General features: G+C 65.0%; 14 protein-coding genes. 7 read left to right on the top strand and 7 right to left on the bottom strand.

The annotated features are described in order from the left end of the window. Positions 1-49 precede the first annotated feature (49 nt). Positions 50-1,210: a tRNA 2-thiouridine(34) synthase MnmA gene (mnmA, locus tag AB870_RS04130; protein WP_047907053.1), complete on the bottom strand. Its 1,161-nt coding sequence runs from the start codon at positions 1,208-1,210 to the stop codon at positions 50-52. Then, entirely contained in the window at positions 1,207-1,683 is a 477-nt protein-coding gene (locus AB870_RS04125) for an NUDIX hydrolase (RefSeq protein ID WP_047907052.1), read from the bottom strand. Before AB870_RS04125 ends, mnmA begins: the two co-directional genes overlap by 4 nt. Positions 1,684-2,132: 449 nt before the next feature. Between AB870_RS04125 and AB870_RS04120 the strand changes: the two genes are divergently transcribed. From AB870_RS04120 to AB870_RS04095, 6 genes are all read left to right on the top strand, one after another. Then, on the top strand, positions 2,133-3,263 hold the full coding sequence (locus tag AB870_RS04120) for a Re/Si-specific NAD(P)(+) transhydrogenase subunit alpha (RefSeq protein WP_047907051.1): 1,131 nt from the start codon (positions 2,133-2,135) through the stop codon (positions 3,261-3,263). Between the two features lie 15 nt (positions 3,264-3,278). After that, positions 3,279-3,623 carry an NAD(P) transhydrogenase subunit alpha part 2 gene (locus AB870_RS04115; RefSeq protein WP_047907050.1) on the top strand — a complete coding sequence of 115 codons (345 nt, stop codon included), beginning with the start codon at positions 3,279-3,281 and terminating at the stop codon, positions 3,621-3,623. A gap of 1 nt (position 3,624) precedes the next feature. Continuing rightward, complete coding sequence (locus AB870_RS04110; RefSeq protein WP_047907049.1) at positions 3,625-5,067, top strand: NAD(P)(+) transhydrogenase (Re/Si-specific) subunit beta; 1,443 nt, start codon at positions 3,625-3,627, stop codon at positions 5,065-5,067. A 116-nt stretch (positions 5,068-5,183) separates the two neighbouring features. Continuing rightward, positions 5,184-5,945 (top strand): 5'-methylthioadenosine/adenosylhomocysteine nucleosidase, encoded by a 762-nt coding sequence (locus AB870_RS04105; RefSeq protein ID WP_047908776.1) that lies wholly within the window; start codon positions 5,184-5,186, stop codon positions 5,943-5,945. Positions 5,946-6,064: 119 nt separating this feature from the next. After that, positions 6,065-7,189 carry a hypothetical protein gene (locus AB870_RS04100; protein ID WP_047907048.1) on the top strand — a complete coding sequence of 375 codons (1,125 nt, stop codon included), beginning with the start codon at positions 6,065-6,067 and terminating at the stop codon, positions 7,187-7,189. Between the two features lie 117 nt (positions 7,190-7,306). Further along, on the top strand, positions 7,307-8,773 hold the full coding sequence (locus tag AB870_RS04095; RefSeq protein WP_157112225.1) for an IS1182 family transposase: 1,467 nt from the start codon (positions 7,307-7,309) through the stop codon (positions 8,771-8,773). Between the two features lie 104 nt (positions 8,774-8,877). Here the strand turns inward: AB870_RS04095 and AB870_RS04090 are convergent, their stop codons facing one another. The 5 genes from AB870_RS04090 to edd form a co-directional block, all read right to left on the bottom strand. Beyond that, complete coding sequence (locus AB870_RS04090) at positions 8,878-10,188, bottom strand: THUMP domain-containing class I SAM-dependent RNA methyltransferase (protein WP_047907047.1); 1,311 nt, start codon at positions 10,186-10,188, stop codon at positions 8,878-8,880. 50 nt (positions 10,189-10,238) lie between these two features. Beyond that, a complete protein-coding gene (locus AB870_RS04085) occupies positions 10,239-10,772 on the bottom strand; it encodes a gluconokinase (protein WP_047907046.1) in 534 nt (177 codons plus the stop codon). A 79-nt stretch (positions 10,773-10,851) separates the two neighbouring features. Continuing rightward, positions 10,852-12,207, bottom strand: coding sequence for a GntP family permease (locus tag AB870_RS04080; RefSeq protein ID WP_047907045.1), 1,356 nt, complete (start codon positions 12,205-12,207; stop codon positions 10,852-10,854). A 97-nt stretch (positions 12,208-12,304) separates the two neighbouring features. Continuing rightward, a complete protein-coding gene (eda, locus tag AB870_RS04075; protein ID WP_047907044.1) occupies positions 12,305-12,931 on the bottom strand; it encodes a bifunctional 4-hydroxy-2-oxoglutarate aldolase/2-dehydro-3-deoxy-phosphogluconate aldolase in 627 nt (208 codons plus the stop codon). Positions 12,932-12,981: 50 nt separating this feature from the next. Then, on the bottom strand, positions 12,982-14,814 hold the full coding sequence (gene edd / locus AB870_RS04070; RefSeq protein WP_047908775.1) for a phosphogluconate dehydratase: 1,833 nt from the start codon (positions 14,812-14,814) through the stop codon (positions 12,982-12,984). A gap of 423 nt (positions 14,815-15,237) precedes the next feature. On the opposite strand from edd, the gene AB870_RS04065 reads away from it, so the two are divergent. After that, positions 15,238-16,083, top strand: a complete 846-nt coding sequence (locus AB870_RS04065) for a MurR/RpiR family transcriptional regulator (RefSeq protein ID WP_047907043.1) — start codon at positions 15,238-15,240, stop codon at positions 16,081-16,083. Positions 16,084-16,087: the final 4 nt, after the last annotated feature.

Genomic DNA, 16,087 nt, shown 5'->3' with positions numbered 1-16,087 from the left:
CACGCGCCGGCACGCTGCCGGGTGTCCCCCCCGGCGAGCGCCGGCGGCTTCAATGCGTATTGAGGATGGTGTGTTTCGAGGCGGCGCCCGATGCATCTGCACGCGTGCCGGTGTCACCGTCAGCCGCGGGCGTCGTGGACGCGATGATCCCGCCTCCCAGACACACTTCGCCGTCGTACAACACGGCGGACTGACCGGGCGTGACGGCCCACTGGGCGTCCCGGAACGATAGGGTCAGGCTGGCGTTGGCACGCACGACTTCGCACGCGGCGTCCGCCTGGCGATAGCGGGTTTTCGCACCGCAGCGGGTGCCCTCGGCCGGTGCCTCGCCCGCCACCCACGAAAGGTCTTCGGCATCGAGCGTGCCCGAGAGCAGCCACGGGTGATCGTGCCCCTGCACGACATACAGCGTGTTGCTCGTCATGTCCTTGCGTGCGACGAACCACGGCTCACCGGAGCCGTCGCGGCTGCCGCCCAGGCCGATCCCCTTGCGCTGGCCCAACGTATAGAACGCCAGCCCCACATGCTCGCCTACCACCGTGCCGTCCGGTGTCTTCATCGGACCCGGTTTCGTCGGCAGATAACGATTGAGGAAGTCGCGAAACGGACGCTCGCCAATGAAGCAGATCCCTGTCGAATCTTTCTTCTTCGCGTTCGGCAGACCAATTTGCGCGGCGATCTCGCGCACCTTCGTCTTCGGCATTTCGCCGAGCGGGAACATCGTGCGCGAGAGTTGCTTCTGGTTCAGGCGGTGCAGAAAGTAGCTCTGATCCTTCGTGTGATCGAATGCCTTGAGCAGTTCGAAACGCCCCTCGCGCTCACGCACGCGCGCGTAGTGGCCGGTGGCGATGGTCTCGCCGCCAAGCGCCACGGCATGGTCGAGGAACGCCTTGAACTTGATCTCGGCGTTGCACAGGACATCCGGATTCGGCGTGCGCCCGGCCGAGTACTCACGCAGAAATTCCGCGAAAACACGGTCCTTGTACTCGGCGGCAAAGTTCACCGCTTCGACATCGATGCCGATCAGATCCGCGACCGACACCACGTCGATCCAGTCTTGGCGGGTCGAACAGTATTCGCTGTCGTCATCGTCTTCCCAGTTCTTCATGAACAGACCGACGACGTCGTAGCCCTGTTGTTTGAGCAGCCACGCCGTGACCGACGAATCCACGCCGCCCGACATGCCCACTACTACGCGTTTTTGACTCATGTGTTGCCTTGCCCGCCGGTCAGTGCCGGATGGGTCTGAAGTATGTCGAGGTCATAACGGACCCCTCGCAGGTAATCGTCCATGCATCGCTCCAGAATGGGAGAGCGATGCCGCGCCCGCTGCGCGCGCACTTCCTCCGGCGCGAGCCAGAGGGTGCCGACGATGCCCTCGTCCAACGGGCGCGTAGCATCGAACGCGCCCAGCGTACCGGTGAAGGTGAAACGCAGATACGCGATGTCGTCCGGTCCCGGGGCGAGATAGATGCCGAGCAGATGCTTCGGCTCGAACGTATGCGCCGTCTCTTCGAGTACCTCGCGACGCACGGCATCGACGATCGATTCGCCCGGTTCCAGATGACCGGCCGGTTGATTGATCAACAGACCGGCACGCTTTTGCTCTTCGACAAACAGAAAACGGCCGTCGCGTTCGACGACCGCTGCAACCGTCACGTTGGGCTTCCAGCGTGCATTCATGGCGGATCCTTGCGGGACGCGGGGTCGGCATTGCGACGAAAGCGCCTCGATAAAAGCGACATTTTACCGTCTGGCGGGGTTTGGCGCTGAAGACGCCGGCTTTCGTGACCGACCGGTCGGTCGGCTGCCTGGTGACGAATGCTTGCGCAACGTCGCCCGATTCATACCGGTTCGTTCATGTTCATATGTCATTTCGTGCAATAGGCGCGTTTGTAATCTTCGGGTAAGCTTCGAGCACTAGCGAAGTGCAATGTGCAGGTGCAGTACCGCATCACCGGTTTTTGCAGTAGTTCGAACGCAGTGGTTTGTGCAGGACTAATGTCATCAGCGGCGAAACAGGTAGTGCGTCTGCCCCGGCAGCGCAGACGCTGCGGCTCCCTGGCCCACGGCATGTGGCCTACAGGTTTGGCCTCTGATGAGATCAGTTCACAAACCTAAGGAGATACGCAATGAAAATCGGCATTCCCGCCGAAACGCATGCCGGCGAATCCCGTGTCGCGGCCACGCCCGAGACGGTAAAGAAGCTGGTCGCGTCAGGACATCGGATCGTGATCGGGCGCGGCGCGGGAGACGCCGCAAGCGTTCCCGACGCCGCCTTCGAAGCTGCGGGCGCCACGCTCGGCAGCCCCGCCGACGCACTGGGCGCGGAACTCGTGCTCAAGGTACGCGCCCCCTCCCCCGAAGAACTCGCGCAGATTCCGCGCGGCAGCGTGGTCGTGGGCATGCTCAATCCCTTCGACACGGAAAACAATGCCCGCATGGCGGCGGCCGGTGTGACGGCCTTCGCGCTGGAAGCCGCGCCGCGCACCACGCGCGCGCAAAGCATGGACGTGCTCTCCTCGCAGGCCAACATCGCCGGCTACAAGGCGGTGATGCTCGCCGCGAACCTCTATCAACGCTTCATGCCGATGCTCATGACGGCCGCCGGTACGGTGAAAGCCGCCCGTCTGGTGGTGCTCGGCGCCGGTGTCGCCGGGCTTCAGGCCATCGCGACGGCCAAGCGTCTCGGGGCGGTGATCGAAGCGTCGGACGTGCGTCCGGCGGTGCGCGAGCAGATCGAATCGCTCGGCGCCAAGTTCATCGACGTGCCCTTCGAGACCGACGAAGAGCGCGAGATCGCCAAGGGCGTGGGCGGCTATGCGCGCCCCATGCCCGCCGCGTGGCTTGCCCGTCAGGCGCAACTCGTTCACGCGCGTCTCACGCAGGCGGACATCGTCATCTCCACTGCCCTGATTCCGGGGCGCGCAGCACCAACGCTCATCAGCGAAGACACCGTCAAGGCGATGAAGCCGGGCTCGGTCATCATCGATCTGGCGGCAGGTCGCGGCGCGAACGGCGGCGGCAACTGTCCGCTGTCGGTCGCCGACGAAGTGGTGAAGGTGCATGGCGTGACGATTGCCGGCTACACCAACCTCGCCGGCATGGTCGCGGCCGATGCCTCCGCGCTTTATGCCCGTAACGTGCTGGACTTCCTCAAGCTCGTGATCGACAAGGAAGGCAAGCTCGTCATCGATACCAACGACGACATCGTCGCCGCGTGCCTGATGTGCCGCGACGGCCAGGTCCTGCGTGCGGCATAAGGGAGAGGCTCAACCATGGAAATGATCAATCACACGGTGATCAACCTGATCATCTTCGTGCTGGCGGTGTACGTCGGCTATCACGTGGTGTGGAATGTCACGCCCGCGCTTCACACGCCCCTCATGGCGGTGACCAACGCGATCTCGGCCATCGTGATCGTGGGCGCGATGCTCGCGGCCGGTCTTACCGAAGGCAATCTCGGCAAGACGATGGGTGTCGTCGCCGTGGCGCTCGCTGCGGTGAACGTGTTCGGGGGCTTCCTCGTCACGCAGCGCATGCTGGAGATGTTCAAGAAAAAGGACAAGGCCCCCGCAAAGACGGCGGCCAACGACGAAACGGCAGCAAAGGGAGCGCACTGACATGAGCATGAATCTTGTGACGCTGTTGTATCTGGTCGCGTCGATCTGTTTCATTCAGGCGCTCAAGGGACTGTCGAATCCGCGCATGGCGCGGCGCGGTAACGCGTTCGGCATGATCGGCATGGCCATCGCGGCCGTGACCACGATTGCGCTGATCTACGAGTTGCGCCGCCTGACGGGCGGCAACTATTCGGGCCTCGCCCTGATCCTGGCAGGGCTCGTCGTCGGCGGCGGTATCGGCGCCTTCGTCGCTCGCAAGGTCGAGATGACGAAGATGCCCGAGCTTGTCGCCGCCATGCACTCGCTGATCGGCTTGGCGGCCGTGTGCATCGCGGTGGCCGCCGTGGCGGAACCTGCCGCGTTCGGGATCGTCCCGGCCGGGGAAACCTTCCTGCCACCGGGCAACCGCATCGAACTGTTCATCGGCACGTTCGTCGGTGCAATCACGTTCTCGGGTTCGGTCATCGCCTTCGGCAAGCTCTCGGGCAAGTACAGGTTTCGCCTGTTCCAGGGCGCGCCGGTGCAGTTCACGGGGCAGCACACGATCAACCTGCTGCTCGCCATCGCCATGCTCGGCTTCGGCGTGATCTTCTTCCTCTCGCAAAGCTGGCTGCCGTTCATTCTGATGACCGCCATCGCGTTCGTGCTCGGGGTGCTCATCATCATCCCGATCGGCGGCGCGGACATGCCCGTCGTGGTCTCCATGCTGAACTCGTACTCGGGCTGGGCGGCCGCCGGTATCGGCTTCTCGCTGAACAACCCGATGCTCATTATCGCGGGTTCGCTGGTCGGCTCGTCCGGGGCGATCCTGTCGTACATCATGTGCAAGGCGATGAACCGCTCGTTCTTCAACGTGATTCTCGGCGGCTTCGGTGCCACGCCGGGGGCTGGCGCGGCGGGCGGCGAGCAGCAGCAGCGCCCGGTGAAGTCCGGCTCGCCCGACGATGCCGCGTTCCTGATGAGCAACGCCGAATCGCTGGTGATCGTGCCCGGTTACGGTCTGGCCGTCGCGCGTGCGCAGCATGCCCTCAAGGAACTGACCGACAAGCTCGTGGAGAAGGGGGTGAGCGTTCGCTACGCCATTCACCCGGTGGCGGGACGCATGCCGGGTCACATGAACGTGCTGCTCGCGGAAGCCGAAGTGCCCTACGATCAGGTGCTGGAAATGGACGAGATCAACGGCGAGTTCGGTCAGACGGACGTGGTGCTGGTGCTCGGCGCGAACGACGTGGTGAACCCGGCCGCGAAGAACGACCCGGCCTCGCCGATTGCCGGCATGCCGATCATCGAGGCGTACAAGGCCAAGACGATCATCGTCAACAAGCGTTCGATGTCGGCGGGTTACGCCGGGCTGGACAACGATCTCTTCTACCTCGACAAGACCATGATGGTCTTTGGCGACGCCAAGAAGGTGATCGAAGAAATGGTCAAGGCGGTCGAATAATCGACATCGACGCTGGCTTGACGCAGGTTGCGTCGCCACGCGGGGCCGCACGCCATCCCGGGGTGCGGCCCCGCGCTACAATGCGCGCGTCCCACAAGCAAAGTGAGTCCCGCATCATGACCCTAGGCATCGTCGCCGCACTCCACGAAGAAATCGCCGATCTGCTCGCGGAGATGGCGCCCGGTGCTCACGTCGAGCATGTCGGCATGCGCGACTACCACGTGGGCAGATTGCACGGCCATGACTGCGTCATCGTGCTTGCGCGCATTGGAAAAGTGGCGGCCGCCGCGACCACCGCTGCGCTCATCCACCGTTTCGACGTCAGGGAGATCGTCTTCACCGGTGTGGCCGGTGGTCTCGCGCATGGCCTGCACGTCGGCGACGTCGTCATCGCGGACACGCTCACGCAGCACGACATGGACGCCAGTCCGCTCTTTCCCCGTTACGAAGTCCCGCTGCTCGGACGTGCGTCGTTCGACACCGAGCGCATCCTGCGCGACGCGCTCGCGCAAGCCGCGCGCGACTGGCTCGCCGAGGAGATGCCCGCGCGCATCGATGCGGCGTTGCGCAGCGAACTGCGCATGGCGGCGCCGTGCGTGCACATCGGTCAAATCGCCAGCGGCGACCGCTTCATCTCCAGCGCCAACGAAGTCACCCGTTTGCGCGGCAGTCTGCCGCAGGCGCTTGCCGTCGAAATGGAAGGGGCGGCCGTCGCTCAGGTGTGTCACGAGTACGGCATTCCCTTCGCGGTGATGCGCACGCTCTCCGACGCCGCCGACGACATGGCGCACGTCGACTTCCCGCGCTTCCTGCGCGATGTCGCCAGTCACTATTCGCACGGCATCCTGCGCCGGTTCCTGGCGTCGCGCCGCGTGTAACGCGGCGAGCGCGAACGCCCGGCATCCCCGTTTGGATATTCCGGCGAACGAACTCGACATCCGGCGCCGGCCTCCTTCCCGACAATGTCGCCTCTCACATTGTCCGAAGGGAACATTCGATGAACGTCGACCAGCAGGCCGCGAGCGCATCGACATCGCCGCCGCAGCATCCGAGCACGCCCGTCCTCGAACCGGTCTACCGGTCGCTTTGCTGGGTGGATGTCGTGAATATCCGGGCGCTCAATCCGAAGTGCAATCCGACGAAGGAAGCCATGGCGCGTGCCGCCCTGCATCCGGACAGCGTGTTCGGGCGCGAGGTCGAGACCTACATCGGCAGAACGACGACCGGCGAACCCGCGCGCAATGCGCAACAGGCCGCGGCGCTGCGTCGGCTCTCGACGCTGGAAGACCACGAAGTGACGATCGACGCACTCAGGGACACCGGCCTGCCCGAAGCGCTCGCGGTGGATGTGGTGCGTCGCTTGCTCCCGCGCGCGACCGGCTGGACGATCTTCGAGCGCATCGCCGGCACGCCGACACTCGATATATGGGCGCAATCCGTGCTCACGCGCGAGGGCGAAGCACACGTCGCCGACGACATCCTGACGCTGCGCATACTGCAAACCTTCGGTCACGGCATTGCCGTGCCGTGGTCGTTCGACACGGTCAACAAGCGGGTGTCTTTCTACAGCGCCGTGGCGGATCGCAATGGCAGTCTGGGACGGATGCTCGACATCGCGACGCTCGACCGGCCCGCGTGCTATGCGATGCGCGACGCCTGTCGCAAGGCCTATCAGGCGCTGGCGTATTGCCACTACGGCGCAGGCGGCCAGATCTGGCCGCATTGGGAGGCGACACGCGACATCTGGCAAATTCATCCCGATCCGCGCGAAGGTGCGGTAATCGACGATATCGTGAGCCATTGCGCCGTCACCTGCGACACCGAGCGGTGGCTGCGGGACGTGACGACGGTCGGGGCGCTGAACGTCACGGGCTGTTCGCCACGCACCGGCCCCGACTACGAGAGCGATCTGTCCGACCCGGAGAATGTGACGTGCGATCCGCGCCGCGCCCGCGTCGCGCCTGGCGAGCTTCGCGAGCGCCTCGCCGTCACCGCGGCGCATCGGCGCGCAGCGCAGCGCGCCGCCCTGCCACCGCCGCCACCCCCACCGCCGCCGCCCGTCGCACCGTCCGCCACGCGGGCGCCGGGCGCCGGCCCCTCTTCCCCTGCCACCGAGCGCTGACGGACGTTGCCCCCCGCACCCGGCATGCGTCGCCAAAGCAAAAGACCGGCCATGGCCGGTCTTCAGATTGCTGACAAACCCTCGCCAAGTGCGAGGGTTTTGTTTTTTAATAGCAGGATGCTAAAGATCCCGACGCCCACGCAGCACGAACTCGAGATGGTGACGCTCGAGGAACTCGTGCCGAAGGACCACCTGCTGCGCCAGATCGACGCGGCAGTGGATTTCGAATTCATCCGCGAAAAGGTCGCGCATCTGTACTGCGCAGACAACGGTCGTCCGGCGCTCGATCCGGTGGTGATGTTCAAGCTGCTGTTCATCGGCTACCTGTTTGGAGTGCGCAGTGAGCGGCAGTTGATGCGCGAGGTCCAGGTCAACGTCGCCTATCGGTGGTTCGCCCGGTTTCGGCTGACCGACAAGGTGCCGGATGCGTCGACGTTCTCACAGAATCGCCGCCGACGCTTCACGGACACGACGGTGTATCAGGAGATCTTCGACGAGATCGTGCGCCAGGCGATGGGCCGTGGTCTGGTCGATGGCCGGGTGCTGTACACCGACAGCACGCACCTGAAAGCCAACGCGAACAAGAACAAATTCGACGTGGTAAAGCTGGAACAGACGCCTGCGGCCTATCTGGAGAAGCTCAATGCGGCAGTGGATGCGGACCGGGCCGCGCATGGCAAGAAGCCGCTGAATCGCGACGGCGATGAGCCGCCGTCGAGCAAGGACACCAAGATTAGCCGGACCGATCCGGACAGCGGCTACATGGTGCGGGACGACAAGCCGAAGGGGTTCTTCTATCTGGACCACCGCACGGTGGACGCGAAGCACGCGATCATCACCGATACGCATGTGACGCCGGCCTCGGTGCACGACAGCCAGCCGTATCTGGAGCGGCTGGATCGACAGCGCGAGCGCTTCGAGTTCAAGGTGGAAGCGGTGGGGCTGGATGCTGGCTACTTCACGCCGGCGGTGTGCCAGGGGCTCGAGGAGCGGGAGATTGCCGGGGTGATGGGCTATCGCACGCCGAACCACAAGCCGGGGCTGTTCTACAAACGGCAGTTCCAGTACGACGCGTACCGCAACGAGTACGTGTGCCCGCAGGGACAGGCGCTGCCGTACAGCACGACTAACCGGCTCGGCTATCGGGAATACAAATCCGATGCTCGGATATGCCGGTGCTGCCCGGTACGAGCACAGTGCACGAACAGTGCCAACGCGGTGAAGGTGGTGACGCGCCATGTCTGGGAGCGCGCCAAGGAGCGGGTGGATGCGAGGCGGCTGAGCGAGTGGGGGCGACGCATTTACGCGCGGCGCAAGGAGACGGTGGAACGCAGCTTCGCCGATGCCAAGCAACTGCATGGGCATCGCTATGCGCGCATGCGCGGGCTGCGCAAGGTGGCCGAGCAGTGCTTGTTGGCTGCGGCGGCGCAGAACATCAAGAAAATTGCGATGCTGGTGGCGCGCCTACGGGCGCGTTTAGGCGAGCGTTCGTACCTCTGGCGCCCGTTTCGGTGGCTCATGAGCGTCCTGAGGGCTTGTCTCTCAATGTGCGCGCCCTTACGCTGCCCATTCGCCCTTGCCTAAAAGCCAAAAACCCCTCGCTCCGAAAAACGAGGGGTTCGTCAGCAATCTGAAGACCGGCCATGGCCGGTCTTCTTGCGTGACATCGGACAATACGCGCGGCGTGCCTACGCTTCGCCGCCTTCGCGTTTGCCCTCACCATCACCGCCGCGCTTTCTCACGGAACCCGCAATCAGGTCGAAACGGAACAGACGGCATTCGAGCGCGCCGTTGTACAGCGGCGTGCGACGCGACTCGCGCAGGCGCATCTGGCCCGGCAGGCTCATGTCCGCGGTGAGCAGAAACGCGCTCCAGCCGGTGAAGCGCTGCTTGAGCACATCGCCGAACGCACGGAAGAACTCGGCATCGACACCATCGGGCTGGTTGCGCTGGAATCCGCCGCGATTGCCCTGTACGTCGGGCGAATAACTGTCGTGCGCATCGCGCGGCGCGCGACGGCCCCTCACTTCGATACGTTCGCCATAGGGCGGATTCGCGACGATGATCCCCGGACGATCCACCGGCGGCGACATATCGCGGGCATCCACCTGTTTGAGGCCGATGTCGCCCACACCGGCGCGCTCAAGATTGGCGCGCGACTTGACCAGCATGTCACCGGAAATGTCGCTGCCGAAGATCGAGTTGGGCACGCCGCGCACACGGGCGTCGCGCTGCGCGTCGCTCGCCTGCACCTTCAGCGACTGCCATGCGGTGATGTCGTAGCCCTTGAGTTTCTCGAAACCGAAGCGGCGCCCCGCGCCCGCCGGAATGCCCAGCGCGATCTGCGCCGCTTCCGCCAGGAACGTGCCGCTGCCGCACATCGGATCGTAAAGCACCATGTCGGCCGCCGTATCGGCGCGCCAGCCCGCCAGGCGCAAAATACCCGCCGCAAGGTTCTCGCGCAGCGGGGCTGCGCCTTTGTCCAGACGCCAGCCGCGCTTGAACAGCGGCTCGCCGGAGGTATCGAGATAGATCGTGACGTCGGTGGCTGTCAGGAAAGCGAACACGCGCACGTCCGGTTGCATCGTATCGACGTTCGGACGCGCGCCGGTCTTCTCGCGCAGCCGATCGCACACGGCGTCCTTGATGCGCAACGTCACGAATTCGAGACTGCGCACCGGCGCCTTGATGCCGGTGACGTCGACCCGCAGCGTCTGCTGATAGCCGAACCACTCTTCCCAGCGCTGGCGCAGGGCGAATTCGTAGATGTCCTGTTCGGTGCGGTAGCTCTGCTGTGCCACGCGAAGCAGCACACGGCTGGCAATGCGCGAATGCAGGTTGGCCGCCATGCCGGCCGCCCACGGACCAGCGAAATGCACCCCGCCGGGCACCTGTTTGCCGACCGAGATCGGGGCCAGGCGCCCCAGTTCCGCAAGCTCGGCGGCGAGCGCCTCTTCCAGTCCGCGAGGACAGGGCGCAAAGAATTCGAAGGAGGCCATGTTGATGCGTACGACCGGCGCACGAAGCGCCGGCGCAGAAGAATAAACCGCTATTGTACGCGTGCCGACCCTGCGGACGTCAGCGGCGCGCCGCCGGGGCAGGCGGCAAGTTTGTGCAAAAGCGTGTCGACGATGGCGTCGGGCGATTCACGAATGTCGATGACGAGTGCGTCACGCGGTTCTTCGAGCGTATCGAACTGGCTTTGCAGCAACGCCGGGTCGAAGAAGTGCCCCGAACGGGACGCCAGGCGCTCGCCGATCACTTCCGGAGCGCCCTTGAGGTAGACGAACACGACATCGCCGTCATGCTCGCCGAGCACATCGCGATAACGGGCGCGCAACGCCGAACAGGCGAACACATGGTGACGCCCCGCCGCACGGCGCGCGACGATGGCCTCGCGAATCGCGGCAAGCCACGGGGCACGGTCCGCGTCGTTGAGCGCTTCGCCGCGACGCATCTTCTCGATGTTCGCGGGACTGTGAAACGAATCCGCGTCGGAAAACCCGCAGCCCAGCCGGCTGGCGAGCATCTGCCCGACCGTGCTTTTGCCGCTGCCCGATACGCCCATTACCACGACGATCATGGCTCGTCTCCTTGTTCCGTGCCGACCTGCGTCGACGTGTTGCTCTTGCCGTGCGCCCTGCATCCCCGCCTCCGCCGCCTCAGACCACCGTTGCGAGGCCGAGCGTGAGCAACAGGGCGACGACCGAAATGATCGTCTCGCACACCGTCCAGGTCTTGAAGGTCTGCGGCACGGTCATGTTGAAGTATTCCTTGACCAGCCAGAAGCCGCCGTCGTTCACGTGCGACAGGATCAGCGAGCCCGCGCCCGTGGCCAGCACCATCAGTTCGGGCTTGACCGTCGAGCCGGCGGCCGCCGCAATCGGCGCGACGATGCCGCAAGCCGTGGTCATGGCCACCGTGGCCGATCCCGTGGCGATGCGAATCAGCACCGCCACCAGCCAGCCCAGCAGCAGCGGCGAGAGGTGAGCGTTGTTCGCCACGTCGACGATGGCCTTCGAGACGCCGCTATCCATCAGGATACGCCCGAAACCGCCACCGGCGCCCACGACCAGCGTGATCGTGGCAATCGGCGCCAGACACTCGTTCGTGAACTTCAGAATCTGCTCGCGGTTGAATCCGCGCTGCTTGCCGAAGGTGAAAAAGCTCACGAGTGTGGCGATGAGCAGCGCCATCACCGAGTTGCCGATCAGGCGCAGGAAGTCGTTGGCGAACGTCTTCGGTGCGAAGAACAGATCGGCCCAGCTGCCGATGAGCATCAGAATGACCGGCAGCAAGATCGTGAACAGCGTAACGCCGAAGCCCGGCAGCTTGTCCATCGGACGGTCGGCTTCCACGAACTGCGAGAGCAGCGGGTTGTCCGGATTGGGCACCACGTGACGCGCCATGAGCCGGGCGAACAGCGGGCCGGCGATGGCGGCTGTCGGAATGCCCACGATCAGCGCATACATGATGGTGTGTCCAATGTCCGCGTTGTAGGCGGTCACCGCGAGCAGCGCCGCCGGGTGCGGCGGAATCAGCCCGTGCACGACCGACAGACCGGCCACCATCGGAATGCCCACGAGCACCATCGACGTTCCGGTGCGCTTGGCGACATTGAACGCAATCGGGATCAGCAGCACGAAGCCGACTTCGAAGAACACCGGCAAACCCACGATGAACGCGATCACGACCATCGCCCAGTGCACGTTCTTCTCACCGAAGAACCCGATCAGCGTACGCGCGATACGTTCGGCGCCGCCAGACTCGGCCATCATCTTGCCGAGCATGGTGCCAAGCCCCACCACGAGCGCGATATGGCCCAGCGTGTTGCCCACGCCTGTCTCGAATGCCTTGACGATGCCGCCCATCGGCATGCCCACCGCCAGCCCGAGCACGAGCGAGACGACGATCAGCGTGATGAACGGATTCAGTTTGAAACGCGCGATCATCAGGATCAGCGCGATTACCGCGACAAGCGCGTACACCAGCAACAAGTTGCCTTGCACCGCGACCATGGGGGTCTCCTCGTTTGGCTAGATGGGCGGATGCCCGTTGGGCTCGCGCCCGTTTATTGGAATCCTGTTTTTCGATGAAGCCGGCGACGCAGCGCGTTCAGCCGCGCGGCAGCGCACTCGCCGCGCGCGCCAGACGCGTGATGCCGTCCCAGTCCTTCGCATCGACCAGCGCCTTGGGCGTCAGCCACGAACCGCCCACGCACACCACGTTCGGCTGTGCCAGATACGACGGCGCCGACTCCGCGCTGATGCCGCCCGTCGGGCAGAAACGCACGCTGCGGAACGGGCCGTACAGCGCCTTGAGCATCGGCACGCCGCCCGAGGGCTCGGCCGGGAAAAATTTCACGGTATCGAAGCCGTCGGCCAGCGCCATGAGAATGTCCGACGGCGTGACCACGCCCGGCAGCAGCGGCAGACCGGCGGCCTTCGCGGCCGCGCCCAGCGCAGGCGTGTAGCCGGGCGACACCCCGAAGCGCGCACCGGCCGCGACGGCCTGCGCCATTTCTTCAGGGTGCGTGAGCGTGCCCACCCCCACGATCAGCTCGTCGGACAGGCCAGCCACATGACGGATGACGTCCATCGCCGCCGGGGTGCGCAGCGTGATTTCGAGAACTCGCACGCCGCCCGCGAGCAGTGCGCGCGAGACTTGCTCGCCCTGCTCGACGTTGTCGAACTGGAGCACCGGAACCACGGGGCCGGCACGAACGATGTCATTGATGTTCATTACGTTTTCCTTGAATGCAGTGACGATTGCCGATGGCGGACGACGGTTCGTCACTCGGTACCGAAGAACACGGAAGCGCCCGTTTCCGCTGCACCCACGGCCGCACGCATGTGGCCGAAGAGCCCACGCCCGGTGTCGTCGCCCGAAACCGGCACCAGCGCTATCTCGCGCCTGGCCCATTCGTCCGGCGAGACTTCGGCGTGCAACATGCCGGCGTTCGCGTCGAGCACGATCGGATCGCCGTCGCGCACGCGGGCGAGCGGCCCGCCGCCAGCGGCCTCGGGCGACACATGAATCACGGCGGGCACCTTGCCCGATGCGCCGGACATCCGGCCGTCCGTCACGAGCGCCACGGCAAACCCTTCGTCCTGCAAGACACCGAGCAGCGGGGTGAGGCGATGCAGCTCGGGCATGCCATTGGCGCGCGGCCCCTGGCCACGCAACACCACGATCACGTCGCGACGCAGCTCGCCCGCGTCGAACGCGGCCTGGACCGCTTCCTGCGAAGTAAATACGCGTGCCGTTGCAGCCACGCGCCGATGTTCCGGCTTGACCGCCGACACCTTGATGACGCCGCGCCCGAGATTGCCGTGCATGAGCCGCAGCCCGCCATCGGGGGCGAACGGTTCGGCATGGCCGCGCAGGACGTCACGATCACCACTGTAGGCGCTCCCTGCGCGCCACGCCAGCCCTTCGGGCGACAACCACGGCTCGGCGCGGTAACGGGCAAGGCCCGGGCCGGCCACCGTCTTCACATCGTCGTGCAGCAGACCGGCATCGAGCAACTCGCCGATCAGAAAGCCCATGCCGCCCGCCGCGTGGAAATGGTTCACGTCCGCCTTGCCGTTCGGATACACGCGCGCCATGAGCGGCACGATGGCCGAGAGCGCATCGAAATCGTCCCAGTCGATGACAACGCCCGCGGCGCGCGCCATCGCCACCAGATGCAGCGTGTGATTGGTGGAGCCGCCGGTCGCCAGCAGGCCCACGATGCCATTGACGACCGCACGTTCGTCGACCACATGGCCGACAGGGGTGTAATCGGGGGTATCCGCGCCGATGGCCAGCACGCGCGCGAGCGCTGCGTCGGTCAGCGCGTCGCGCAGCGGCGTGTGCGGATGCACGAAAGCCGCGCCGGGCAGATGCAAGCCCATGATTTCCATGAGCAACTGGTTGCTGTTGGCCGTGCCGTAGAACGTGCACGTGCCGGCGCTGTGATACGCCTGCGACTCGGATTCGAGCAGGGCGTCGCGGCCCACTTTGCCCGTGGCGTACCACTGGCGGATCTTCGCCTTCTCGTCGTTCGACAAGCCGCTCGCCATCGGTCCGGCGGGCACGAAGATCGTCGGCAGATGCCCGAACTGCAACGCGCCGATCACGAGCCCAGGCACGATCTTGTCGCACACGCCAAGCATGAGCGCCGCGTCGAACATGTTGTGCGAGAGCGCGACGGCCGTGCTCATCGCAATGATTTCACGCGAAAACAGCGACAACTCCATGCCCGCGTTGCCTTGCGTCACGCCGTCGCACATTGCCGGCACGCCGCCCGCCACCTGCGCCGTCGCGCCAAGCCTGCGTGCCGCTTCACGCAGGCGCGCGGGGTACTGCTCGTACGGTTGGTGCGCCGAGAGCATGTCGTTGTACGCGGTGACGATGCCGACGTTCGGCCGGCGCTGCTCGCGCAAAATCAACTTGTCGTTGACCGGCATGGCGGCGAAGCCATGCGCGAGATTGGCGCAGGAGAGCGCGCCGCGCTGCGGAAACCGTCCGGCACTGGCGTCGATGCGAGCGAGGTAGGCGGCACGCGTGTCGCGGCTGCGCGCAACAATGCGCGCGGTGACGGCCATTACGGTCGGGTGCAGGGGCTTCGTTGGCTCGGACATCATGCGGAAAAGGTCACGCCGGTAATGGGATGGCGGCGCCTCCGGAGAGATGCCGCATAAGGCAATTGGGAGCGGAGTTTAGTAGAAATTCTACATCCCATCAATCGAAAGGCGACTCCCCTCGGGATTTTACCGAGTTGTTTCCGTCACTTACGCGAATTCATGTCGCATCAAGAAACACCGCACCATAATATGAAATACTGTATTTTTGTAGTTTTTGTACATTTCTGATGACTTACCGATGTCCGGCAAGCGGGTGAACGGCCCCTGCGATACCGCACGCGGGTGCTATAGTGGGCGCCTGACAAGCCGGTCCGTCACGCGCTTTCGGCCATGGGCCGACGACGCGTCACGACGGCAATACGGGGAACGACGCGTTGCGGCCATCGCGGCGCGTCTGCTTTTGTTGGTGCCTGCCTGCCCATGCTTAACCGAATCGAAGCCACGCTGACCCAGTTGCGCCCCTCGGAGCGCAAGCTTGCGACCTATGTCCTGGATGCACCACGCGAAGTCGTCGATTTGTCGATGAACGAACTCGCCGAGCGTGCCAACGTGAGCCAGCCGACGATTGCCCGCTTCTGTCAGGCGGTCGGATGCAGCGGCTATCGCGAGTTCAAGATCCGTCTGGCGCAGGGCATCGCCCAGGGTGTGCCGTTCGTGCACCGCGACGTGCGCCCGGACGAACCCGTGCCCGGCATCGCCAGCAAGGTGCTCGACCGCACCATCGGCAGCCTCATGCAGGTGCGCAACAACCTCTCGCCCGACAGCATCGGACAGGCCATCGACCTGCTCGCCCGTGCGCATCGCATCGAGTTTTACGGCGCCGGGGCATCCGGCATCGCCGCGCAGGACATGCAGCACAAGTTCTTCCGGCTCGGCGTGCCTGCCGTGGCATACAACGATCCGCACGTCTATGGCATGTCCGCTGCACTGCTCGGACGAGGGGATGTGGTCGTTGCGATCTCGAATACGGGGCGCACGCAGGACTTGTTGGAAGCCGCCATGCTTGCGCGCTCGGCCGGGGCGAGCGTCATTGCCATCACGCACAGCAACTCGCCACTGGCGCGTCAGGCGACGGTCGCGCTGTATGCCGACGTCGACGAAGATACCGACGTCTACTCGCCGCTCACTTCCCGTATCGCCCATCTGGCCATCGGCGACGTGCTCGCCGTGGGCATGGCGCTACGGCTCGGGGACCGGCTTCCTTCGCAACTCGCGCGCGCGAAGGAAGTCATCAATCGCCGTCGTACTGCGAACGACGGGAAGTGATGCG

Origin of the sequence: Pandoraea faecigallinarum (genome assembly GCF_001029105.3) — a bacterium.
GTDB lineage: Bacteria > Pseudomonadota > Gammaproteobacteria > Burkholderiales > Burkholderiaceae > Pandoraea > Pandoraea faecigallinarum.
Note: the sequence above shows the minus strand (reverse complement) of the source record. Positions and strands in the feature narration are given on the sequence as shown.